21 protein-coding genes, 1 tRNA gene and 1 other RNA gene are annotated in these 22013 nt (G+C 62.0%); 9 read left to right on the top strand and 14 right to left on the bottom strand.

Annotated elements, in window-relative coordinates; translation table 11 throughout:
- Nucleotides 1-8: 8 nt before the first annotated feature.
- On the bottom strand, nucleotides 9-1172 hold the full coding sequence (locus S101446_RS12615) for an OpgC family protein (RefSeq protein WP_010508278.1): 1164 nt from the start codon (nucleotides 1170-1172) through the stop codon (nucleotides 9-11).
- A gap of 106 nt (nucleotides 1173-1278) precedes the next feature.
- Here S101446_RS12615 and S101446_RS12610 point away from each other — a divergent pair, with 106 nt between their 5' ends.
- The gene (locus S101446_RS12610) at nucleotides 1279-2556 is read left to right on the top strand and encodes an Mrp/NBP35 family ATP-binding protein (protein WP_087608491.1); all 1278 of its coding nucleotides are present in this window, start codon (nucleotides 1279-1281) and stop codon (nucleotides 2554-2556) included.
- Nucleotides 2557-2795: 239 nt separating this feature from the next.
- Here the strand turns inward: S101446_RS12610 and S101446_RS12605 are convergent, their stop codons facing one another.
- The 5 genes from S101446_RS12605 to queA are packed head-to-tail and all read right to left on the bottom strand — an operon-like array spanning nucleotide 2796 to nucleotide 7231.
- Nucleotides 2796-3611: a TerB family tellurite resistance protein gene (locus S101446_RS12605; protein WP_010508276.1), complete on the bottom strand. Its 816-nt coding sequence runs from the start codon at nucleotides 3609-3611 to the stop codon at nucleotides 2796-2798.
- A gap of 26 nt (nucleotides 3612-3637) precedes the next feature.
- Nucleotides 3638-3919, bottom strand: coding sequence for a ribbon-helix-helix domain-containing protein (locus tag S101446_RS12600; RefSeq protein WP_010508275.1), 282 nt, complete (start codon nucleotides 3917-3919; stop codon nucleotides 3638-3640).
- Between the two features lie 20 nt (nucleotides 3920-3939).
- Nucleotides 3940-5016, bottom strand: a complete 1077-nt coding sequence (queG, locus tag S101446_RS12595) for a tRNA epoxyqueuosine(34) reductase QueG (protein WP_087608489.1) — start codon at nucleotides 5014-5016, stop codon at nucleotides 3940-3942.
- Nucleotides 5016-6176, bottom strand: coding sequence for a tRNA guanosine(34) transglycosylase Tgt (gene tgt / locus S101446_RS12590; protein WP_087608488.1), 1161 nt, complete (start codon nucleotides 6174-6176; stop codon nucleotides 5016-5018). Before tgt ends, queG begins: the two co-directional genes overlap by 1 nt.
- Entirely contained in the window at nucleotides 6173-7231 is a 1059-nt protein-coding gene (queA, locus tag S101446_RS12585) for a tRNA preQ1(34) S-adenosylmethionine ribosyltransferase-isomerase QueA (protein ID WP_010508271.1), read from the bottom strand. The genes tgt and queA overlap by 4 nt, the downstream gene beginning before the upstream one ends.
- Before the next feature lie 201 nt (nucleotides 7232-7432).
- On the opposite strand from queA, the gene S101446_RS12580 reads away from it, so the two are divergent.
- Both S101446_RS12580 and S101446_RS12575 read left to right on the top strand, forming a co-directional pair.
- Nucleotides 7433-7660, top strand: coding sequence for a hypothetical protein (locus S101446_RS12580; RefSeq protein ID WP_010508270.1), 228 nt, complete (start codon nucleotides 7433-7435; stop codon nucleotides 7658-7660).
- Nucleotides 7661-7728: 68 nt separating this feature from the next.
- Nucleotides 7729-8223, top strand: coding sequence for a kinase inhibitor (locus tag S101446_RS12575; protein WP_010508269.1), 495 nt, complete (start codon nucleotides 7729-7731; stop codon nucleotides 8221-8223).
- 76 nt (nucleotides 8224-8299) lie between these two features.
- On the opposite strand, the gene S101446_RS12570 is transcribed toward S101446_RS12575, so the two are convergent.
- The 4 genes from S101446_RS12570 to ssrA form a co-directional block, all read right to left on the bottom strand.
- Nucleotides 8300-8692: a VOC family protein gene (locus S101446_RS12570; RefSeq protein ID WP_010508268.1), complete on the bottom strand. Its 393-nt coding sequence runs from the start codon at nucleotides 8690-8692 to the stop codon at nucleotides 8300-8302.
- Between the two features lie 67 nt (nucleotides 8693-8759).
- Nucleotides 8760-10412, bottom strand: a complete 1653-nt coding sequence (locus S101446_RS12565; RefSeq protein WP_019090804.1) for a fumarate hydratase — start codon at nucleotides 10410-10412, stop codon at nucleotides 8760-8762.
- A gap of 103 nt (nucleotides 10413-10515) precedes the next feature.
- On the bottom strand, nucleotides 10516-11103 hold the full coding sequence (locus tag S101446_RS12560; protein ID WP_087608487.1) for an SspB family protein: 588 nt from the start codon (nucleotides 11101-11103) through the stop codon (nucleotides 10516-10518).
- A 196-nt stretch (nucleotides 11104-11299) separates the two neighbouring features.
- Nucleotides 11300-11623, bottom strand: a transfer-messenger RNA (tmRNA) gene (ssrA, locus tag S101446_RS12555).
- Nucleotides 11624-11979: 356 nt separating this feature from the next.
- Between ssrA and thyX the strand changes: the two genes are divergently transcribed.
- From thyX to S101446_RS12525, 5 genes are all read left to right on the top strand, one after another.
- Nucleotides 11980-12930: an FAD-dependent thymidylate synthase gene (gene thyX, locus S101446_RS12545; RefSeq protein ID WP_026018590.1), complete on the top strand. Its 951-nt coding sequence runs from the start codon at nucleotides 11980-11982 to the stop codon at nucleotides 12928-12930.
- A 415-nt stretch (nucleotides 12931-13345) separates the two neighbouring features.
- The gene (locus S101446_RS12540; RefSeq protein WP_010508262.1) at nucleotides 13346-14083 is read left to right on the top strand and encodes an MlaA family lipoprotein; all 738 of its coding nucleotides are present in this window, start codon (nucleotides 13346-13348) and stop codon (nucleotides 14081-14083) included.
- A 13-nt stretch (nucleotides 14084-14096) separates the two neighbouring features.
- Nucleotides 14097-14714: an MlaC/ttg2D family ABC transporter substrate-binding protein gene (locus S101446_RS12535; protein ID WP_087608486.1), complete on the top strand. Its 618-nt coding sequence runs from the start codon at nucleotides 14097-14099 to the stop codon at nucleotides 14712-14714.
- 118 nt (nucleotides 14715-14832) lie between these two features.
- On the top strand, nucleotides 14833-15753 hold the full coding sequence (locus S101446_RS12530; RefSeq protein ID WP_087608485.1) for a glycosyltransferase family 2 protein: 921 nt from the start codon (nucleotides 14833-14835) through the stop codon (nucleotides 15751-15753).
- Nucleotides 15754-15867: 114 nt separating this feature from the next.
- Nucleotides 15868-17265 carry a hypothetical protein gene (locus S101446_RS12525; RefSeq protein WP_087608484.1) on the top strand — a complete coding sequence of 466 codons (1398 nt, stop codon included), beginning with the start codon at nucleotides 15868-15870 and terminating at the stop codon, nucleotides 17263-17265.
- A gap of 133 nt (nucleotides 17266-17398) precedes the next feature.
- Here S101446_RS12525 and S101446_RS12520 read toward each other — a convergent pair whose 3' ends face one another.
- The 3 genes from S101446_RS12520 to S101446_RS12510 all read right to left on the bottom strand — a co-directional run bounded on the left by S101446_RS12520 (nucleotide 17399) and on the right by S101446_RS12510 (nucleotide 19855).
- Nucleotides 17399-17941, bottom strand: a complete 543-nt coding sequence (locus S101446_RS12520) for a GNAT family N-acetyltransferase (protein WP_087608483.1) — start codon at nucleotides 17939-17941, stop codon at nucleotides 17399-17401.
- 63 nt (nucleotides 17942-18004) lie between these two features.
- Nucleotides 18005-19684 (bottom strand): energy-dependent translational throttle protein EttA, encoded by a 1680-nt coding sequence (ettA, locus tag S101446_RS12515; RefSeq protein WP_087608482.1) that lies wholly within the window; start codon nucleotides 19682-19684, stop codon nucleotides 18005-18007.
- Between the two features lie 97 nt (nucleotides 19685-19781).
- A tRNA-Ile gene (locus S101446_RS12510) sits at nucleotides 19782-19855 on the bottom strand.
- Between the two features lie 262 nt (nucleotides 19856-20117).
- Here S101446_RS12510 and ppa point away from each other — a divergent pair.
- Nucleotides 20118-20645, top strand: coding sequence for an inorganic diphosphatase (gene ppa, locus S101446_RS12505; RefSeq protein WP_010508257.1), 528 nt, complete (start codon nucleotides 20118-20120; stop codon nucleotides 20643-20645).
- A 39-nt stretch (nucleotides 20646-20684) separates the two neighbouring features.
- On the opposite strand, the gene S101446_RS12500 is transcribed toward ppa, so the two are convergent.
- Nucleotides 20685-21941, bottom strand: a complete 1257-nt coding sequence (locus S101446_RS12500) for a glycosyltransferase (RefSeq protein ID WP_087608481.1) — start codon at nucleotides 21939-21941, stop codon at nucleotides 20685-20687.
- Between the last annotated feature and the right edge of the window lie 72 nt (nucleotides 21942-22013).

Below are 22013 nucleotides of genomic sequence, written 5' to 3'. Positions count from 1 at the left end.
CCACGGCCTCAGTTCCGGCACAGGGGCACGTGCGCGGGCAGGCCGCCCGGTGCCGGCGGCGTGGGCCTGCGGGCCGCGACACGGGCGCGTTCGCGGTTGCGCGCCACCCACAGCAGCACTACGAACCCCACCACGTTCACCACCACCTGCATCACCCAGCCCGTGCCGAAACTGGTCAGCACCAGCCGGGCATACAGATCCACCAGCGTGCCCGCCGTGAAGATTTCCAGCGAATGCCGCCCGAACAGCGCCATAAGCTGTCCCCCCCGCGTCCCCGCCAGCACGGTGGCGCGTGGCGAGGACTGCACGAGGTAGAACAGCGCCAGCACGTCCAGCAGCCGCCATGGGGCAAGGATCATCTTGTCCGGCACCGCCATGCCCACGGGCCGCAGGTCGGCAAATCCCCAGTCCGTCCATGGAAAGGACTGCACGAAGGAAAAGACCAGATACAGCCCGCACACCGCCGCCAGCACGCGCGAACGCGGCAGGCTGCCATCATGCCGTCCGGCCACCCGCGCCCCGCACACACCCAGCACGAACAGGAACTGCCACGCCAGCGGGTCGAAATACCATCCATCCGGGTCAAGCCAGTTGGGAAAGTTCAGGCGCGGGTCAAAATTGACCAGCAGCCAGACCGTCCCGCTCAGCCCCAGCACCACGGGCGTCCCCACCCCGCGCAGCAACGCGTATAACGGCGCGAACCCCAGCAGCAGCACGATATAAAGCGGCAGGATGTTCAGGTTGCCCGGCAATGCCTGCAATGACAGCACCCGCCATGCGGAATCCAGCCCGTGCGCCAGTTCGGGTTCAAGGAAATCGACCGGCACCGGCCAGAAATGCCGCCATATGCGGATGGTGGAAATGCACACCACCACCATCGCCATCTGGAAGACATAAAGCTGCCAGCACCGCCGTCCGATCCGCGCCAGCACCGACGCGACCGGCTGCTTCTTGCCAAACGCGCGGCCATAGGCCAGCCACGAGGCATAGCCCGCCAGAAGCACGAACACCTCCGCCGCATCGGCAAAGCCTATATTGCGCATGGTGAAGCGGTTCAGCACATCCTGCGGGATATGGTCGATGCACATCATGAGCAGCGCCACCCCGCGCAGCGCATCAATCCGGTGATCGCGCCGGTGTGGTACTGCCGCGTGCGAAGTGGAAATGCCCATCGTGTCCCCTGTCCGCCTGAACGATGCACAAAATGGCTGCAACCATTGTGACGCAGCGAGCGTAAAGCAGCAAACCGCGCAGCCAGCCATTCCCCCAATGGCAGGGATGCCCCGCATGTCAGGCATGACATGTGACCGGTATGCGGGCGGATGCCCACCGTTTCATGACTCGACCACCACGGGCCGCCCCTTCTATACCCGCACGGGCCAGATAGCAGACAGCAGGGAGCGCACAACCATGACCAGTCCCGACAGGGCAACCATCGAAACCGTGCTGCAACGCGTGCGCACCGCGGATCATGCCGCCAGTGTTGCGGATATGGGCAGCCTGGATGCCTTCATGGTGCGTGACGGCGTCCTGCATGTCGCCATCGCGACCGACCGCACGCGGGCGGGATCGCTGCAGCCACTGCTGCCCGAACTGGAACGTGCCCTTGTCGCCGCGGTTCCCGGCTGCACGGCGGCCAGTGTCATCCTGACCGCGCACCGCCCCGCACCGGCGGCACCCGCGCCACAGGCGGCCCCTGCGCCCGCTGGCGGAGGGCACCGCCCCCTCAACCTTGGGGGCAAGACGCCAAAGGCCGCCACCGGCCCGCTGCCGCCGAACGTGGGCGTGGTCATTGCCGTGGCGTCGGGCAAGGGCGGCGTGGGCAAGTCCACCACCGCCGTCAACCTTGCGGTGGGCCTGGGGCTGGAGGGGCTGAAGGTCGGGCTGCTGGACGCGGACGTGCATGGTCCGTCCCTGCCGCGCATGATGGGTGTTGGCGATCAGCCCGAAGTGCGTGATGGCCGCCTGATCCCGCCGCACAAATGGGGCATCAGCGCCATGTCGATCGGCATGCTGGTGGATGAAAGCAAGGCCATGATCTGGCGCGGGCCGATGGTCATGGGGGCGATCGGACAGCTGCTGGGCGATGTGGAATGGGGCGCGCTGGACGTTCTGGTGGTGGACATGCCGCCGGGCACGGGGGATGCGCAGCTGACGCTGGCGCAGAAAACCGCGCTGGCTGGCGCCGTGATCGTTTCCACCCCACAGGATATCGCCCTGCTGGACGCCCGGCGCGGCGTGGCCATGTTCGAGAAGATGAACGTGCCGGTGCTGGGCGTCGTGGAAAACATGTCCTATTTCTGCTGCCCCAACTGCAACCACCGCACCGAACTGTTCGGCCATGGCGGGGCAAGGGCGGAGGCGGACAGGATGGGCGTGCCGTTCCTGGGTGAAATCCCGCTGCTGGCCGATATCCGCGCCAGCGCCGACAATGGCGCGCCGGTCGTGGTCGCCGCCCCCGACAGCCCGGCGGGACAGGCCTATCGCGCGCTGGCCCACACGGTTGGTGGCGCGCTGCGTCGCCTGCTGGAACAGAAAAAGAAGGCTGCGCGCTGATCGGCACGACCCGTGTGACAACATGGGGCAGCGGTGGCTTTTTTCAGTCGTTCCGCTGCCGCTGGCCGGATCCATGACCGGGCTTTCAGCGATGTCGGGAAGGATGTGAGACGACCGCTAAAATAATAAAAGTCCCCGGATGCCGCCTTTTTTCAAAAAGGCGGCGTTCCCCGAAGCTGTCTGAAAAAAGCTTCACCAAAAACTTCTGATTTTCCGCAATGCTTTACAGGCAGGTTTCTTTATAGCCTGCGGTCGCGCTTGATCCGGTCCCATGCCGCATTGATCTGGGCAATGCGGGCCGCACCCTGCGCCAGCTGCGCGGGGGTGGCCCCGCGTGCGGTCATGATATCGGGATGATGTTCACGCACAAGCCTGCGCCAGACCACGCGCACCTCCTCATCGCTGGCATCGCGCGAGATACCCAGCACGGCATAGGCGTCAACCTCGCTCACGCCCGGTCGCGCACCGCCGTCACGCGCGCGATCCCATGCGCCGGGACTGAGGTTGAAGGCCTTGTGCACCCCGCGCAGGAAGGCTTCCTCACGCGCATTGACCTCCCCATCCGCGCGCGCGATCACGAACAGGGACGCCAGCGCGTCTTCCAGCATGCCGGTCTTGCTGGCGAAGGCACGGCCCAGTTCGGTGGCGAAGGCGCGATAGTCATCCGTACGCTGGCGCGCGCTGTCGAACAGACGGCCAACTTCACGCATATTCTCGGGCGGCAGGTGGAAACGGCGCTTGAAGGCATCGATTTCGGCGCGGTTCACCGGCCCGTCGCACTTCGCCATCTTGGCGGACAGGATGATGATGACCAGCCCGTACATCTGGTCGCGCTTGCCCATCGCGGCGGCCATCTTGGCCGCCATGAAGGTTGCCGCGCCATTCGGGTCCGCGTTCAGACGGGGTCCCCAGCGGTCGGTCCATCCCCCCACCGGCGTTTCCAGCAGGGAACCGTTATCCGCCGCGTGCCCGAGTGCCGTGCCCACGACAGCGCCCATGGGGCCGCCAACCGCGAACCCTGCAACGCCACCAAAAAGTTTGCCCCAGATTGCCATGCCCCGACGCTAGCACGGATGTCCGGTCAACCCAACTGATCTTCCCTGTCCGTACCAGCGATTTCCGGCAATGCTGGCATCCATTCCCGCAATGCCTCCACCCGCAGCGCGGATGCCAGCGGGCGGTCCGGCGGCCGCGCGGCATCAATGCGTCCCACCAGTCCCGCAAGGGTCAGCCCACGCTTTTGCGCGATCAGGTGCAGGGCGCGCCAGAACTCCGGCTCCAGCGCGACGCTGGTGCGGTGGCCCGACAGGTTGAGGCTGCGTTTGCGCAGCAGCCGCGCACCGCGCTGCGCGGGCAGCGGCATGCCCGTATGCACCACCCCCGTCACCGGGGCAGTCGCAGCGTGGCCCAGCGCGCGGCATCCGCCACCACGGGGTCGGCATCACCGCACAATGCCGCGACGCTGGGGCGCAGGGCGGGCTGCGCGCTATTGCCAATGGCGACCGCCACGTTGCGCACGAAACGCCCGCGCCCGATGCGCTTGACGGGGGAGCCGGAAAACCGCGCGCGGAAGCCCGCATCATCCAGTGCGGCAAGGTCCCGCAGCGCGGGCGCGCGCAGGTCGTCACGCGCGGCCAGCTTCATATGGTTCGTGGCTGCGGCGAAGCGGTTCCATGGACAGACGGCCAGACAGTCATCGCATCCGTAAATGCGGTTGCCCATGGCGGGGCGCAGCGCCTCGGGAATCGGGTCGCGGTTTTCTATGGTCAGGTACGAAATGCACCGTCGCGCATCCATCACGCCGGGGGCGGGAAACGCATCGGTCGGACATGCCACAAGGCAGCGGGTGCAACTGCCGCACCCCCCGCCCGACGGGGCCGATTGCGGCAGGTCCAGCGTGGTATAGACCTCACCCAGGAACAGCCAGCTACCATGACGGCGCGAGACAAGGCTGGTATGCTTGCCCTGCCAGCCAAGGCCCGCGTTCCGCGCCAGCGGCTTTTCCATGACCGGGGCCGTATCAACAAAGACCTTCACCTGCGCATCATCCATGCCCTGCCGCCGCCCTTCGTTCACCACGAACTGGGCAAGGTGCTTGAGCATTCCCTTGACCACGTCGTGGTAATCGCGGTTCCGGGCATAGACGGAAATATTGCCCGCATCCGGCACCCGGGTCGTGGCCAGCGCATCGCCTTCGGGCGCGTAATTCAGGCCAAGGGCGATGACGCTGCGCACCTCGGGCCACAACATGCGTGGATCGCCCCGCTGTTCCATGCGCTGCGCCATCCAGCCCATGCTGCCCGCGAATCCGTTTTCCACGAACATGGCCAGGCGGGTGCGCGTCGCATCATCCAGCCGGGCGGGTGCGAATCCCACCGCATCAAACCCCAGATCGCGCGCATGCCCGGCAATCCGTGCCGCCATGCGCGCGGGGTCAGGACCGGGCGGTGCAGCCGCCATCAGGCCACCGGGGGAATGTCGGGAAAGGGCATTTCATCACCACTCCAGTCATCCATCGTCCATTGGGCGCGCAGGTGATCGGCGTGGGCGGTGAACGCGCCATCGACAATCGCCGCCCGCATCCCGCGCATGAGCCGCTGGTAATAGGCAAGGTTATGCCATGTCAGCAGCATCGGACCGAGGATTTCATTCGCCCGGAACAGATGATGCAGGTAGGCGCGGCTGTGGCGCGAGCAGGCAAGGCAGTCACAATGCGGCGAAATAGGCCGCGAATCGGTGGCATGCCGGGCATTGCGCAGGTTCAGCGTGCCCCGTTCGGTATAGGCGCGCGCCGTGCGCCCTGCCCGCGTGGGCATGACGCAGTCGAACATGTCCACGCCGCGTTCCACGGCGCCAAGCAGGTCATCGGGCGTGCCGACACCCATAAGGTAGCGCGGGCTGGCATCGGGGATCAGCGGCACGGTGGATTCCAGGGTCGAGAACATCAGTTCCTGCCCTTCCCCCACTGCAAGACCGCCAATGGCGTAGCCTTCGAACCCGATTCCGGTCAGTGCCTTCACGCTTTCGGCCCGCAGTTCCGGCTCGGTCCCGCCCTGGATGATGCCGTACTGCGCGTAACCGGGACGCTGGACAAATGCCGTGCGGCAGCGTTCGGCCCAGCGCATGGACATGCGCATGGATTTCGCGATCACGTCGGGGGCCGCCGGTAGCGCGGGGCATTCATCAAAGCACATGCTGATGGTGGCATCGAGCGCGTACTGGATATCGGTCGAGCGTTCGGGCGTCAGCCGGTGCTTCGACCCGTCAATATGCGACCGGAAGGTCACCCCGTCCTGATCCAGCTTGCGCAGCGGACCCAGCGACATGACCTGGAACCCGCCCGAATCGGTCAGGATCGGCCCCGGCCAGTCCATGAACCGGTGCAGGCCGCCCAGCGCGCGCACCCGTTCCGCCCCGGGCCGCAGCATCAGGTGATAGGTATTGCCCAGCACGATGCCCGCGCCCGTGGACCGCACGCTGTCCATCGTCATGGCCTTGACGGTGCCAACGGTGCCAACGGGCATGAAGGTCGGTGTCGGTACACTGCCATGGGCGGTATCCAGCCAGCCGGCACGGGCATGGCCCGCGCGGGCTTCGGGCCGCCAGCGGAATGTGGTCATGGCAGGTCTCCTTCAGTGCGGTGCAGCAGGCAGGCATCGCCATAGGAATAGAAGCGGTAGCCGCTGGCGATGGCATGGGCATAGGCCGCCTTCATGCGGTGATAGCCACCAAAGGCGCAGACCAGCATGAACAGCGTCGAGCGCGGCAGGTGGAAATTGGTCAGCAGCATGTCCACCGCGCGGAAGCGGTAGCCGGGGCGGATGAAGATCGACGTCTCGCCATGGAAGGGATGGACGATGCCGTTTTCATCCGTCGCACTTTCCAAAAGCCGTAGCGACGTGGTGCCCACCGCCACGATCCGCCCGCCCGCGGCACGGGCGGCGTTGATGCGCGCTGCCGCATGGGGAGAAATCGTGCCGCGTTCGGCATGCATGCGATGGGCGGAAATCTGGTCGCTGCGCATGGGCAGGAACGTGCCCGCGCCAACATGCAGCGTCAGCGTCTGGCGGATCACGCCCGCCGCATCCAGCCCCGCCAGCAGGCCGGGCGTGAAATGCAGCCCGGCTGTGGGGGCGGCCACCGCGCCACGGTGCTGGGCGAAGATGGTGCTGTAATCCCTGCGGTCCGCATCGGTGGGACCGTCGGGCCGGGCGATATAGGGCGGCAGCGCCAGATGGCCCACATCATGCAGGAACTGGTCGAATGCCGCCCCGTCCGCGCTGAAGCGCAGGGTCACGTCGCCCCCCTCGCCGCGCGCGATCACCCGCGCCGTGACATGGGACGCGCCGAATGTCAGCGTATCACCCGGATGCAGGCGGCGGGCGTTGCGGGCCAGCACGTGCCATGTGCCATCGGGCAGGATACGGTCCAGCGTTATGCCGATCTTCGCGTCCCCCCGCATGGCCGACAGCTGTGCGGGGATCACCGCCGTATCATTGGCCACCAGGATGTCGCCCGCGCGCAGGCACCCCGGCAGGTCACGCACATGGCGGTCCCTGAACGGCCCATCCACCGGCACATCCAGCAGGCGCGCGCTGTCACGCGGGCGGGCCGGATGATCGGCGATATTCTGTGGCGGGAGGGTGAAGTCGAAATCAGAAACCAGATCCGTCATGCGGCTCCCTTTACGGAATCCGCACCATACTTGCCAGCCCGAACTGTCACCATCGCGACAAAGCGGCCAGCCACAGGCCCGATGCATGGCGATGTTGGACAGACGCGGCCGGGGAAGCCACAATAAGACACGATTCCCGCACGGGAATTCCCGGACCCGGCCCCGGCCGGGCCAGTGAACAGACACAGGAGACACAGCCCCATGTCCTATGCCCAGCTTGACGCCGCCCGCATTACCCGCGCCTGTTACACCGCCCTGCAGGTGCTGGAATCGGTCGAGGAAAAGGACCGTAACGAAACCTACCAGCGCAAGACGCTGATGATCCAGCGTATCGAGGCCCTGGCCCGCGCCGCCGCCGAAAGCAAGAACGGGGATCAGGTCATCACCCTGACATCGGAAGAATTCTGGCTGATCAGCCAGAACTGGTAACCTTCCCCCAACCGGCCAACGTTGACCCCTATCCGCGCGGCCTGTCGCGCGGAAAGCAGGAAACCGACATGACGTTTACACTGACAAGCCGCTCCTTCCACGATGGCGACCGCCTGCCCGCGGCGCAGGTGTTTGACGGGATGGGCTATTCAGGCGGCAACATCTCGCCGCCGCTGGCATGGCAGGATCCGCCCGCTGGCACCAAGAGCTTCGCCATCACCATGTATGATCCCGACGCCCCGACGGGTTCGGGCTGGTGGCACTGGGTTGTCATCAACATCCCCGCCACGGTGTCATCCCTGCCCGCGGGCGCGGGATCGGGCGACAACGACCTGCCTGAACACGCCGAGATGACGCGCACCGATTTCGGCGGGAATGTCTATGGCGGCGCAGCACCCCCGCCGGGACCGGACCACCATTACATTTTCACCATCCATGCGCTGGACATCGAACGGATCGAACTGCCCAACGATGCATCGGGCGCCATGGTGGGCTTTGTCATCAACCAGCACAGCCTTGGTTCCGCCAAGCTGACCGCCGTATTTGGCAAGCAGCCGAAATAACACCGTCCTGCTGCCGCGCATGCGTGCGCGGCAGCAATAAATAGCTGATAAATAATAAAATTTCCCGAATGCCGCGTTATCCCTGATAGGACGCGATTTCGATCAGGTTGCCATCGGGGTCATGACAATAGACCGATGTCACCGGCCCCAGCGCCCCCAGGCGGGCTACCGGTCCCTCCGTTACCCGGACACCGCATTTTTCAAGGTGTTCAATGACATCGACACTGTTCAGCGCAGTGGTGAAACACAGGTCGTTGGTGCCGGGCAGCGCATCTTCCGCCGTGGTCCAGCCTTCGGCCCCATAGGGGCGGAGGTTGATTTTCTGGCCGCCGAATTTCAGCGCCGTGCGGTTGTTGCGCCCGTATTCCTCACGCTCCATGCCCAGCACGCGCTGAAACCATGAGGCCGAGACCTCAAGGTCACGGACACTCACCACAAGGTGGTCAAGACGATCGACGGTAAAACGCATGGCGCTCCCTAACCCTCCGGTTGTCCGGCCCGACTGGCAGGCCGGACGGACCGCCATGCGGTCACGTTCAGCCGGTCAGGCCATCATAAAAGTCATTACCCTTGTCGTCGATCACGATAAAGGCCGGAAAATTCTCGACCTCGATCTTCCACACCGCTTCCATGCCCAGTTCGGGGTATTCCAGCACCTCGACCTTGCGGATGCAGTCCTGCGCAAGACGGGCGGCCGGCCCGCCAACGGACCCAAGGTAGAAGCCGCCATATTCCTTGCACGCATCGCGCACGGCCTTGGAACGGTTGCCCTTGGCCAGCATGACATACGACCCGCCCGCCTTCTGCAGCATGGCCACGTAGCTGTCCATGCGGCCAGCCGTGGTGGGGCCGAAGGAACCGGTGGGCATGCCTTCGGGCGTCTTGGCGGGACCGGCATAATAGACGGGATGATCCTTGAGGTACTGGGGCAGGCCCTCACCCTTTTCCAGCCGTTCGCGGAATTTGGCGTGCGCGATGTCACGCGCCACCACCATCGTGCCGGTCAGGGACAGACGGGTGCGCACCGGATACTGCGACAGCTTGCGGCGGATTTCATCCATGGGCTGGTTCAGGTCGATCTGCACCGCCTCCCCATCCAGATCGTCATCCGTGGTTTCGGGCAGGAAGCGGGCCGGGTCCGTCTCAAGCTGTTCCAGAAAGACGCCATCGGCGGTGATCCGCGCCTTGACCTGACGGTCGGCCGAGCATGATACCCCGATCCCCACCGGCAGCGACGCGCCATGGCGCGGCAGGCGCACCACGCGCACGTCGTGGCAGAAATACTTGCCGCCGAACTGTGCGCCAATGCCCAGGCGCTGGGTCAGCTTGTGGATTTCCGCTTCCATCTCAAGATCACGGAAGGCATGGCCGTGCGCGCTGCCTTCGGTCGGCAGGCTGTCGAGCCAGCGGGTGGAGGCAAGCTTGACGGTCTCAAGGTTCTGTTCGGCCGACATGCCGCCAATCACCACGGCAAGATGGTACGGCGGGCAGGCCGAGGTGCCCAGCGTGCGGATCTTGCCATCCAGCCATTTCAGCAGGTGTTCCTTGCTGGACAGCAGGGCGCGGGTTTCCTGGAACAGGAAGGTCTTGTTGGCCGACCCGCCGCCCTTGGCAATGAACATGAGGTCCATCTGTTCGGCATGGTAGTCACCGGGTGTAGCCGAGATATGGAACTGCACCGGCAGGTTGGTGCCGGTGTTCACTTCCTCGAACATCGACACCGGCGCCATCTGCGAATAACGCAGCGAAGTGCCGGTATAGGTGTCATACACCCCGCGCGAGAAGGCTTCCTCCTCATTACCATCCACCCACACGCGCTGGCCCTTCTTGCCATATACGATGGCGGTGCCGGTATCCTGGCACATGGGCAGCACGCCACCGGCCGCGATGCAGGCGTTCTTGAGCAGGTCCAGCGCCACGAAACGGTCGTTTTCCGACGCCTCCGGGTCCTTCAGGATCTTGGCAAGCTGCGCCAGATGGCCGGGGCGCAGCAGGTGCGCCACGTCGTTGAAGGCACGGGCGGCCAGCGCCGTCAGGGCCTCGGGGCGGACATGGACCACCGTGCGGCCACCAAGGACCGAGGTGGTAATCCCCTCGATCTCCAGTTTCTTCCACGGTGTGTCATCATCATGCAGCGGAAACAGCGGGCCATAGACAAATGGCTTGCGCGTGGGTGCGGATACATTCAACGGACGGTCTCCTGCCTTTTTTCCCCCGGATTGGTTCCAGGTGGCGGCGTTCAGGTTCAGGGCGCGCCCGGCGCATCCGGCGCGCCCGGATGGAAAATGTGGCTCAGCCCGGTCCCCCGGGCCCCTTCTTGCGGAAGGCGGCAAGGCTGACGACCTGCGACCCTTCACCCTTGTCCGCATCCGCGCCGCCCGCTGCCGTATCGGCGGCGGGAGTGGCCTGCGCCGTGTCCACCGGCGCGGGCTGCACCGGCACCACGTTGGGTGCCGCGGCAGTCACGGGTGGCTGTTCGGGCACGGTAAAGCGCAGGGCAAGGCGGATATGCGGGTCGGCAAAGGCGGATACGGCCGCCACCGGAATCACCAGCGTGGAGGGGATCCCCCCGAATGACAGCCCGACCGATATGATCTGGTGCACGCGGTCAACCTTCAGGTCCCAGAACTGGTGCTGAAGGACGATGGTGATTTCGTGCGGATACTGGGCGCGCAGGCGGTCGGGCATTTCAACACCCGGCCAGTCGGTCCTGAATGTCAGATAGAAGTGATGATCACCCGGCAGTCCCTGCGCCGCCGCATATTCGAGCGCGCGCAGCATGACCTGCCGGTAGGCATCCTCGATCCAGGAATCATAGGGCATGAGGCTGTCGGGAATGGCGGTGTCAAAACCGTTTTCCTCGTCATGATCATCGGACATTATCGGACTTCTCCGTACATCCGCCCGGACGGTTTCCCCGCCGGACCGGATTTTTGCAGACATGCGGGTTCAGGCCACGCCGTGCCACAGCTTCAAGCTGTGCGTCAAACTTCATGGCGTGGCAAGCCACTGGGGTCGGGCATCCCTTCACGAAGCGGATACCGCGCCATCAACCTAACATGAACAGGAGACAAGGTGGGAGGGCTTCTGTTGCCCGGTGCCCTCCCGAACCGCGCTTATCGCTTATGCAGCGACAGCGAGCACCTCAGAGTTATCATTGGCACTTGTAATTTAGCCCGATAACGGTGGTACAATGCCGGGCAAAAGGCGGGTCTTTACCATGCGTGTCGAGCCTGTTTCGTCCCCATGCCCCCCAAGTCGTGGGGGAAATTGGTGGAGACGCCGGGTACCGCCCCCGGGTCCACAACACTTATTCCACGCGCCGTTTATCGCCATAGCCAAGAGGCAAGCCCCTCCGGCACTTCCGGATATAGGGATTGGCCGTGCATCTGGCAAGGGGCCGCGGGACGGGTGCCGGTGCATGGAACCGCATTCCCGTCACCCGTGGCAGGTGCGGATATTTTTCTGCCCATGCCGGTTGCGGACCCTTTCCGGCAGGGCGTGGGAAACGCGTCCCGTGCGGCTTCCCGTCATGGTGCCGGCTGGCGGTCACAGGCCATGATTTTTCATGAAGAAACCGCTGGCCCTGCACGTCCGCCGCGCGCCATCATGCCGCCGCAAAGACGGGTCACAGCCACACGGCCGGCGCGGGCCACGCGGGCGGCCTGTACGGGTTAGCATCTTGGATATGGCATGGCCCCTATGGTATGGCCCGCGTCCTTTGCTATGATCGACACAGACGGGACGGGGCGACACATGTTTTCCAGTGAGCAGAAATCGGCAATCGAGGCAGCCCGCGCCGGATGGGCGCAGACGCGCCGCCTGGTCGTTCCCGCAATGGAAGACGTGCTGTATTCCCCCATTCCCGTGCTGGAAACCGGCTTTGTCCGCGCGGTGGACTACATGGGTGGCGATAGCGGAATCGTGCAGGGTGCGCGCGTATCCTACGGCAAGGGCACGCGCAGCACGTCCGATGACCGGGGGCTGATCCGCTACCTCATGCGCCACCGCCACACCAGCCCGTTCGAACTGGCTGTGCTGAAACTGCATGTGCGCGCGCCCATTTTCGTCACCCGGCAGTGGTTCCGCCACCGCACCGCCAGCATCAACGAATATTCGGCCCGCTATTCGGTGCTGGAAAAGGAATTCTATTTCCCCCGCCCCGAAGACATCGCCGCCCAGTCCACGAACAACAAGCAGGGCCGGGCCGATACGCTACCGCCCGAACAGGCGCAGCAGGTGCTTGATATCCTGCGTGACGATGCATCGCGTTGCTATGACCATTACCTCGACCTGCTCAACGAGGACGAAAACGGCGAAAAGCGCGACCCGGACCGTCCGGCCATCGCACGTGAACTTGCGCGCATGAACCTGCCGGTCAATATCATGACGCAGTTCTACTGGCAGATTAACCTGTGGAACCTGCTGCACTTCCTGCGCCTGCGCGCGGACAGCCACGCACAGTATGAAATCCGCGCCTATGCCGACGCCATCCTGCAGATCGTGCAGAAATGGGCGCCGCTGACATACGAGGCCTTTACCGATTACATGCGTGACGCGGTCCTGCTGTCCGGCCCTGCGCTGAAGGTGCTGCGCGCGGCCATGGGCGGCCAGCCCGTCGATCCGGCGCAGGCGGGCCTGTCAAAGCGCGAGATCCGGGAACTGGCGGAAATGTTCCCCGAAATCGCGCCGAGGCTTGCACGCTGAGGGCACACTCTTTTCAAAAAAACGTGATAACATGCCACCGCGCCAATATCGTGGCGTTGAAAGCATTGTGGATTTTACGTCACACTCAGCGCGGCAATTCTGCCAGCTTCTCCCGTCCCATGGTCGCTTCAGGGCTGGCTTTGCCCCATGTTCCCCATGCAGGGCAGACACAATATGCCTTCATCCTGTGGCAAGCGGATTGCACAACAGCGATCCCATGCTAGAGAGTGACGCAAGAATGGGGTGTCATTGCCCGGTTCGGGATTCTTGCAAACGCATTGGGCCATCCCGTCATGCCAGCATGGTGGGCAAGCGAATACAGAGGGAAGCGGAAACGAGTATGCGCGCAGAGACAGGATCGAATTCTTGGTCGTCCCGCCCGTCCCCGCGTCGCTCGTCGCTTCGCGTGGCCGGGATGGCACTTGGGCTGATCGGGCTTGCCTCATGTGCAACCCCGCCGCCCAAGGACCCGGACGCGCTGGCTGAATACAAGGAAGCCAACGACAAGTACGAAAAGCTGAACCGCAAGAATTTCGACCTGACCATGTGGGCCAACAAATACACCCTGCGCCCGGTGGCAAAGGCCTATATCTGGGCCGTGCCGCGCCCGCTGCGCAATTCGATCGGTGGCCTGTACCAGACCATGAACGAACCGGTCGTGTTCTTTAACGACGTGGGCGCGGGCAAGCCACGTCGCGCGGGTGACGCCTTCGTGCGGTGGTGCATCAACATGACGGTCGGCATTGGCGGCCTGATCGACGTGGCCAATTACGCCGGCTACAAGCACCACGACAACGACGCCGGCCTGACACTGGCCACGTGGGGCGTACCATCGGGTCCCTACCTGTTCCTGCCGGTGCTGGGTCCGTCCTCGTTCCGTGACGGGGTCGGCTATGGCATCGACGTCGGCCTGTCACCGTGGAACTACGTGCCCCGCGGCTATGGGCTGCTGACCTTCAACTGGGCCTATAACATCATGGGCACCATCAACGGCATGGCGACCAATGTCGACGCGCTGGACCAGGTCATGAAGGATTCGCTTGATCCCTACGCCACCATCCGCAGTGCCTACCAGCAGCAGCGCAAGGCAATGGCGGAAAACATAAAGAACGACCACCGGGCCACCGTGCCCGACTGGTACCACAACAGATAAAAGGGACACAGCGATGCAGACATCCATCCCCCGTCGCCATGCACTGGCTCTGCTGGCAGCGACCGCCGCCGCCATGCCTGCTGCTTCAGCATGGGCGGTTGATGCCGGCGCGCAGGCCCGTTCCTTCGTCACCATGTTCGGCAACAAGCTGGTGGGCGTGGTCAACAGCGATATCTCGCTGGAAAAGAAGAAGCAGGACATCCTGCCCCTTCTGGAACAGTATGTGGATGTGGACGCCATCGGCCGCTACTGCCTTGGCCGCTACTGGCGCACTGCCACACCGGAACAGCAGACGCGCTACATCAAGCTGTTCCATCAGGTGCTGGTCAACGCCATTACCGACAAGATCGGCGATTATCGTGGCGTGACCTTCGTGGTCGGTTCCAGCGCGCCCGCAGGTGAGGACACGGCCGTGTCCACCGTCATCAACCGCCCCGGTCAGCCCGGCGCCGATACCCAGTGGATCATCAGCACCACCAGCGGCAGCCCGAAGGTCGTGGACGTGGTGGGCGAAGGGGCGAGCCTGCGCCTGACCCAGCGGCAGGATTATGGCTCCTTCATCGCACGCAATGGCGGCAATGTGGATGCCCTGCTTCATGCACTCGACAAGCAGATCGCCAACCATCACTAAAACCGCCCATTCTATCACGCTGGATCAGGTGGTATAAAAAACCAGCACTCGTGCTGGTTTTTGGCGGCACTCATGCCTTGGAAAATCGTGCCATTTGTAGAAATTGGTTAAAATTACTATGTCACCTGTTGCCGTATTGATACCATGCTACAATGAATCCGCGACCATAGGTGACGTTATCAAGTCATTTAAAGCAGCGTTACCTGATGCTGATATTTATGTATTTGATAATAATTCAACAGATGATACGGTTTTACTGGCGCGCCAGGCTGGCGCGATCCTCCGTCGTGTTACGTTGCAGGGAAAAGGCTATGTTGTCAGCCGTATGTTTGCTGACATAGAGGCTGATTTCTATGTGCTGGTGGATGGCGATGCAACATATGAAGCCGCCGCCGCCCCGCTAATGGTTACTCTGGCCCGTGAAAACGGGCTTGATATGGTCACCGGCGTCCGGGTGACCGACCAGAAGGCCGCGTACCGACCGGGTCATGTTCTGGGCAACCGCATGCTGACGCGATGCGTCACGACGGTATTTGGCAATCAGATTTCCGATCTGCTGTCCGGCTATCGTGTATTATCCAGACGGTATGTAAAATCTTTCCCAATCATTTCAAAAGGTTTTGAAGTCGAAACTTTTCTTTCGGTGCATGCGCTTGAACTGGCCATGCCCATTGGTGAAGTCACAACACGCTATGTTGAACGCCCAACTGGTTCTGTTTCAAAATTACACACCTACCGCGATGGTTTCCGTATTTTAATAACCATTATCAATCTTGCGAAACTGGAGCGGCCACTCCTATGCTTCTTCATAATATCAGCCATGTTTTTCTGCATGGCGCTTTTCCTCGGCGGCCCTGTAATCCTTGATTACTTCCAGACCGGACTGGTTCCACGTTTCCCCACAGCCATTCTTGCAGCCGGATTAATAATTCTGTCTGCCCTGTCCGTTACCTGCGGACTGATAATGGATATGATCGCAACCGGACGGCGGGAAGCAAAAAGGCTTGCTTATCTCAGATTTCCTTCCTTCTGGCCCTGACAGAAGGCATATCCATGTTGAACAGCAGAAAAACAATACAGAAAATAAATTTTAATTTATAAGCAGAAATTTTAAATACTTATGCGCCACCAAAGCAGATCCGAACACAGAATAATGATGTTGTTTCCTTTTATTATTCTGTTTCTTGGCGGCCTGTTTCACCTGCATGCCCTGCCCAACCATGATGTCGCATGGTTCGCCTGGGGCGCACGGGCCTGGCTGAATGGCGCGGTTATTGGTCGAGATCTGACGGATCCGAATTTCCCACTGGGCTATATGCTCTATGCGCCTGCCATCGGCCTTTCCTATTTCATGTCCTTTACACAGGCCATCAACACATATGTCCTATTGCTGACAGCCGCCGTCATCACGCTTTCCTGGCATGATGTTCCGACGCAGACACGCCTTCCCCTGTTCAGCGTACTGGCCTTTTTTATCGGATTCAGTTGGCCGCGTGAGTTTGCACAAAGGGAAGAACTGGTCATGCTCCTTGTCTTCCCTTATATCGTGCCTGACCAACGGCAGGGATGGCGTGCAATCGTAACGGGCGTAATGGCAGGGATCGGATTTGCCGTTAAACCCTTTTTCCTTATCCCGTGGATCCTAATAGAAATTAATCGCAGACCGTTCAGGCCTGAACAACTGGCCTTAATGGCAACAGGGGCTTTGTATGCTGTTTCCCTGCCTCTCTTCTTTCCGACTTTCCTGTTCCATCTGCTTCCACTTACAACCAAAGTGTATGGTGCATTCAACCGGCCATCCGATCTGTTTCATGTCGCCCTACGACCCAGCGTTCTTGCCATCATGCTCTGGCTGGTCGCCTGGAAAATGCGCAATGGTCTTGCGCTGGCATTCGCACTGGCAACAATAGGCTTTGATATTGCCGCCATTGCGCAAATGAAATTCTATTCCTACCAGTTCCTGCCCACATGCGGTTATATGGTACTGGGATCGGTCGCCGTTATATGTTCAGGGAAAATCTCATTCAGGCTGATTGCATGGTTACTGCTGCTGCTTACATCCATTCCGCAGATCAAGCCTGCCCACCTGTGGTATATCGACAGTGAAAAGAAGGCCGCTCAATCCCCGCTTTTTCTGAAAAAACTTCAGGAAGAAGGTGCCCACAGCTTTTCGGTCATTGGCGTGCATCCTTATCCGGCATTTCCCACCGCCGTCATCGCCATGGAACATAAGATAGATTTTACAGGAACAGCCAGTAGTTACTGGTTTCTGCCCGCCGCCGCTCAGGGAAACAGAAGGGCGGTCACATTGGCGCAACAGCAGTTACTGACGGATCTGTCCCATAGACCTGACGTTATCATTGTTGATACCAACTGGCGTCGCCATACCGTTATTTCTCATGATTTCAATGGCCTGAAGCTGTTGTTGCAAGATCCCCAAGCCGCACGTGAATGGAAAAATTATAGTCCGGACGGGTCTATTGACAATTTCGTTTTTTACAAAAGAACATCAATAGACACTACGCGTAGGCCACGGTCAGGCATGCAGTAAACATTCAAACCCGCAGCGCAGTTCTGCAATGAATACTGATGCTTCGTGCTCCCATGGAATGGGCAATCCGTTCCTGAAGGGATCAGGCATTATTGTGATGATATAGCAGACATACGGTGTCAGAAACCGCCGGTCAATGCACGGCGTTGCCGGCCTGCACCCCGCGCAGGCTGTGATACAGCAGGATATCCGGCCCACAGTTTTCCGGCTGGTCGGTACACAGGCTCATGCCTGCCCCGCCAAAAACCTGCCGGGCGACAATATCATTTTCACGGACATAGGAAATGACACGCCCCACCCCAGCCTGATGGGCAAAGGCCAGCGCCATGCTGGTGGCCTGTCGTGACAGGGCCGTATCGCGTGCATGGGGCACGATGGCGAACTGCAGTTCATGGCAATCCGGCGTGGTGGAGGAAGGCTGCACGCCTGCAAGGCCGATAAAACGGTCCTGCTGGCGCACGGCAAACATCCCCACGCCTTCACGCCCCCATGTCATGAGGTCGGTCATCATGTCCTGTTCACTCAGGACACGGCTGCACACGCCACCGGCCAGACGCCCGGTCACACCGGCGCTGGCCTTGAGCCGGACAATATCTTCCAGATCGGTCCAGGAGACCGGATCAAGCTGCAGGTGGCCGGTCTGTATGTGGTATCGACATCCCATGACTGCCTCCATCGTGGCAGGTGCGTGCACCTGACCAGTATTGAAGGCAGATAATGTTGCCGATGGCAAATGGAATCAGCGTTCGATGGGGCGATACTTGATACGGCTCGGCTCGGTCGCATCCGGGCCGAGGCGGCGGCGCTTGTCTTCCTCATAGGCCTGGAAGTTGCCCTCGAACCACTCGACGTGGCTGTCCCCCTCAAAGGCGAGGATATGGGTCGCCAGACGATCAAGGAACCAGCGGTCATGGCTGATGATCACCGCACAGCCCGCGAATTCGGCCAGGGCCTCCTCCAGTGCGCGCAGGGTATCAACGTCAAGGTCGTTGGTCGGCTCATCGAGCAGGATGACATTGCTTTCCTGCCGCAGCATCTTGGCCAGATGAACGCGGTTACGTTCACCACCCGACAGGACGCCCACCTTCTTCTGCTGGTCCGGCCCCTTGAAGTTGAAGGCACCGACATAGGCGCGTGACGGCACGGCCCGCTTGCCCAGATAGATGACATCCGTCCCGCCGGAGATTTCCTCCCACACGGTCTTGTTGTCATCAAGGCTGAAGCGCGACTGGTCCACATAACCCAGCTTCACCGTTTCACCGATGGTCAGCGTGCCACTATCAGGCGTTTCCTGCCCCATGATCATCTTGAACAGGGTGGACTTGCCCGCGCCGTTCGGCCCGATCACACCCACGATGCCACCCGGCGGCAGCTTGAAGCTGAGGTCATCGATCAGCAGGCGGTTGCCGAAGCCCTTGCGCAGGTCCTCGGCCTCGATCACCGTGCCACCAAGGCGGGGGCCGGGCGGAATGATGATGTCGGCGACGCCGCCGCCCTTCTCGTTATTCTGGGCCAGCATTTCCTCATAGCGCGCGATACGCGACTTGCTCTTGGCCTGACGGGCCTTGGGCGAGGAACCGATCCATTCCTGTTCGGCCGCAAGGGCGCGCTGGCGGGCGCTTTCTTCCTTTTCTTCCTGCGCCAGGCGCTTGCGCTTCTGTTCCAGCCAGGAGGAATAGTTGCCTTCGAACGGGTAGCCACGACCACGCTCAAGTTCGAGAATCCAGTTGGTGACGTTATCAAGGAAGTAACGGTCATGGGTAATGACCATCACGGTGCCTTCATAATCACGCAGCGTCTTTTCCAGCCACGACACGCTTTCCGCATCCAGATGGTTGGTCGGCTCATCAAGCAGCAGCAGGTCGGGCTTTTCCAGCAGCAGGCGGCACAGGGCCACGCGACGGCGTTCACCACCCGACAGCTTGTCCACGGGACTGTCGGCAGGCGGGCAGCGCAGGGCCTCAAGGGCAATTTCCAGCTTGCGGTCCAGTTCCCAGCCATCGCCCGCGTCGATCACTTCCTGCAGTTCGGCCTGTTCGGCCAGCAGGGTGTTCATTTCATCATCGGACATGGGTTCGGCGAACTTCATCGAAATCTCGTTGAAGCGGTCCACGGCCTTTTTCAGTTCGCCAAAGCCCAGCGCCACATTTTCACCGACCGTCAGGCTTTCATCCAGCTTGGGTTCCTGTTCCAGGTAACCCACGCGCGCGCCTTCGGCCGCCCATGCCTCGCCGCCGAATTCCTTTTCCACGCCCGCCATGATCTTGAGCAGCGTGGATTTACCGGCGCCGTTGACGCCCAGCACGCCGATCTTGACGCCGGGCAGGAAGGACAGGGTAATCCCCTTGAAGACCTCACGCCCACCCGGATACGCCTTGGTCAGGTCCTTCATCACATAGACATATTGCGTGGCGGCCATGACGGTCGGCTCCTGATAAACTGAAGAAAAATGGCAAGTCACCCGCACGGCCGGACTGGCACGGAGCCATGACCGCTGTGCTGCATGCTAAAAAGCCTGCGCCCGGCAGGACTTGAACCCGCAACCAAGCCGTTATGAGCGGCCCGCTCTAACCAATTGAGCTACGGGCGCGCAGGCAGCCCCTGATCTCGCGCATGTGGAGGGATTTGGCAAGATCCACGTGCCTTTTTCCGCGTAATTTTTTCCATTCAGATGGCCACATCGCCATAAAAAAAACAACTTCATGATCTGGCTCATGGCCGGGCATTCTGCCACGGAACATGACTTGCACAGGAAACGGGGAGAGATATACCGTCATCCCCCGTTAATTCATGCCGCAACACTCTGGGGCGGCTCTTAACGCACATACAGGCGGCAGGAGGCCTGAACAGCAATGGACGTATCGAAGATTTCCCCCGGCAAGGACGTACCCAACGACATCAACGTCGTGATCGAAATCCCGCAGGGTTCAGGCGTCAAGTACGAGATCGACAAGGACAGCGGCGCGCTGGTGGTGGACCGCATCCTGTTCACGCCCATGGTCTATCCCGCAGCCTATGGCTTCATTCCCAACACGCTGGCCGCCGATGGCGACCCGACCGATGCGCTGGTGCTGATGCCCGCCGCCGTGGTGCCGGGTGTGGTGGTGCGCGCGCGCCCCATTGGCGTGCTGCGCATGGAAGACGAAAGCGGGCAGGATGAAAAGATCATCTGCGTGCCGCATGACAAGGTGCATCCCTACTACTCCAAGGTGGAGAAGCTGGAAGACCTGCCCGAGATCGTGCTGAAGGAAATCGAACATTTCTTCACCCGCTACAAGGACCTGGAAAAGGGCAAGTGGGTCAAGGTCGCAGGCTGGGCCGACAAGAAGGTCGCCGGCGAAGTGATCCTTGAATCCGTCAAGGCCGTGGCGGGCAAGTAAGCCACGCCCTGCGGGCTGCCGGGCCATGCGGCCCGGCGGTCACGCAACGGCATCGGTCGGCACGGTGCGCGCCCCGCTTCCGGCAAGCTGGCCGATCAGCCGGTGATAGCGCGCCATGTAGGCGTGCATGTCCAGCGTGCGCTCCGCCTGCGCACGGACATTGGCCCGCAGCCTGCGCGCCAGACGCCTGTCTTCCAGCAGTTCCAGCACGCCTGCGGCAATCCGCCGCGGTTCATGAAACGGCACCAGACGCGCTGTCCTGCCATCGCGCAGGAATTCCTCGACCGGCGGTGTCCGGCTCCCCACGATGGCGCAGCCACAGGCCATCGCTTCACGTAGCGACCATGACACCACGAACGGGTATGTCAGGTAGACATGCGCGTCCGATCGCTGCAGCAGGCGGCAGAAATCACCATAGCCGACCTTTCCCGCGAAATGGACGCGCCCCGCATCCAGCGTGGTGCCCAGTTCCGCCAGCATGTGCTGTCGCCATGTCCGGCCACCCGGCGCACGACCGCCATAGCTGACACCATCGCCCCCCACCACAATCACCCGCACGTCGCCGCGTTCGCGCAGGATATGCGGCAGGGCACGCATGAAGACGTGAAACCCGCGATAGGGCTCCAGGTCACGGGCAACGTAGGTGAGCAGTTTTTCACCCGGCGCCACGTGAATATCCCCCAATGCAAAGGGGCGTGCAGTCGCCTGCGGATCGGGCGCGCATCGCTCCAGATCCACCCCTTCGGGCAGGAGTGTTATGCGTGGCCGTGCCCAGTCGGGATAGGTATCGCGCTGGAAACGGGTGGGGGAATGCCCCCAGCCCGACCCGGCAAGGGCCAGCAGGTTCAGGGTATTGCGCGCCCGGACCAGGGGGGCCGCGCCAGCGGCGGGAGCAAATTCCGGATCAAAGCCCACATCCAGCCCGGTGGGATGATAAAAGAATTCATAATAGCCCAGCATCGGCACATCGGGGTAGACATCAGCCAGTTCCAGCATCTCGCCCCAGCCATGGTGGCCGATGATGATGTCAGGTACATACCCCAGCCCCCGCAGGGTGCGCGCAGCCCGCGCCACCTCGGCCGCGCGCTGCATGGCGCGGGCCAGTTCGGCCACCGGGGCCGGGGCCGCCACCCGCACGGGCGGCGGCAGGCGATAGGACACCCGCCGCACACCGGGCATGTGCCCCTGTCCCGTTTCACTTATGAAAACGATTTCATTGCCGCCCTGCGCCCGCAGGTCACGCAGCAGATGCACGAACTGGGCAGGAAAATTCTGGTGTACGAACAGGTATTTCATGCCCCGTCGCCCCGGTTTTTTCCCCCGCATGCCGACTGTTTCCAAACCGGACATGCTGGCGGGCCGTAAATG

This window comes from Komagataeibacter europaeus (genome assembly GCF_002173515.1).
Classification (GTDB): Bacteria; Pseudomonadota; Alphaproteobacteria; order Acetobacterales; family Acetobacteraceae; genus Komagataeibacter; species Komagataeibacter europaeus.
Note: the sequence above shows the minus strand (reverse complement) of the source record. Positions and strands in the feature narration are given on the sequence as shown.

Coding starts and splice junctions, on each gene's coding strand:
- S101446_RS12615 (WP_010508278.1), bottom strand. CDS start 1,172: ATGGGCATTTCCACTTCGCACGCGGCAGTACCACACCGGCGCGATCAC.
- S101446_RS12610 (WP_087608491.1), top strand. CDS start 1,279: ATGCCCCGCATGTCAGGCATGACATGTGACCGGTATGCGGGCGGATGC.
- S101446_RS12605 (WP_010508276.1), bottom strand. CDS start 3,611: ATGGCAATCTGGGGCAAACTTTTTGGTGGCGTTGCAGGGTTCGCGGTT.
- S101446_RS12600 (WP_010508275.1), bottom strand. CDS start 3,919: ATGCCGCTGCCCGCGCAGCGCGGTGCGCGGCTGCTGCGCAAACGCAGC.
- queG (WP_087608489.1), bottom strand. CDS start 5,016: ATGGCGGCTGCACCGCCCGGTCCTGACCCCGCGCGCATGGCGGCACGG.
- tgt (WP_087608488.1), bottom strand. CDS start 6,176: ATGACCACATTCCGCTGGCGGCCCGAAGCCCGCGCGGGCCATGCCCGT.
- queA (WP_010508271.1), bottom strand. CDS start 7,231: ATGACGGATCTGGTTTCTGATTTCGACTTCACCCTCCCGCCACAGAAT.
- S101446_RS12580 (WP_010508270.1), top strand. CDS start 7,433: ATGTCCTATGCCCAGCTTGACGCCGCCCGCATTACCCGCGCCTGTTAC.
- S101446_RS12575 (WP_010508269.1), top strand. CDS start 7,729: ATGACGTTTACACTGACAAGCCGCTCCTTCCACGATGGCGACCGCCTG.
- S101446_RS12570 (WP_010508268.1), bottom strand. CDS start 8,692: ATGCGTTTTACCGTCGATCGTCTTGACCACCTTGTGGTGAGTGTCCGT.
- S101446_RS12560 (WP_087608487.1), bottom strand. CDS start 11,103: ATGTCCGATGATCATGACGAGGAAAACGGTTTTGACACCGCCATTCCC.
- thyX (WP_026018590.1), top strand. CDS start 11,980: ATGTTTTCCAGTGAGCAGAAATCGGCAATCGAGGCAGCCCGCGCCGGA.
- S101446_RS12540 (WP_010508262.1), top strand. CDS start 13,346: ATGGCACTTGGGCTGATCGGGCTTGCCTCATGTGCAACCCCGCCGCCC.
- S101446_RS12535 (WP_087608486.1), top strand. CDS start 14,097: ATGCAGACATCCATCCCCCGTCGCCATGCACTGGCTCTGCTGGCAGCG.
- S101446_RS12530 (WP_087608485.1), top strand. CDS start 14,833: ATGTCACCTGTTGCCGTATTGATACCATGCTACAATGAATCCGCGACC.
- S101446_RS12525 (WP_087608484.1), top strand. CDS start 15,868: ATGATGTTGTTTCCTTTTATTATTCTGTTTCTTGGCGGCCTGTTTCAC.
- S101446_RS12520 (WP_087608483.1), bottom strand. CDS start 17,941: ATGGAGGCAGTCATGGGATGTCGATACCACATACAGACCGGCCACCTG.
- ettA (WP_087608482.1), bottom strand. CDS start 19,684: ATGGCCGCCACGCAATATGTCTATGTGATGAAGGACCTGACCAAGGCG.
- ppa (WP_010508257.1), top strand. CDS start 20,118: ATGGACGTATCGAAGATTTCCCCCGGCAAGGACGTACCCAACGACATC.
- S101446_RS12500 (WP_087608481.1), bottom strand. CDS start 21,941: ATGAAATACCTGTTCGTACACCAGAATTTTCCTGCCCAGTTCGTGCAT.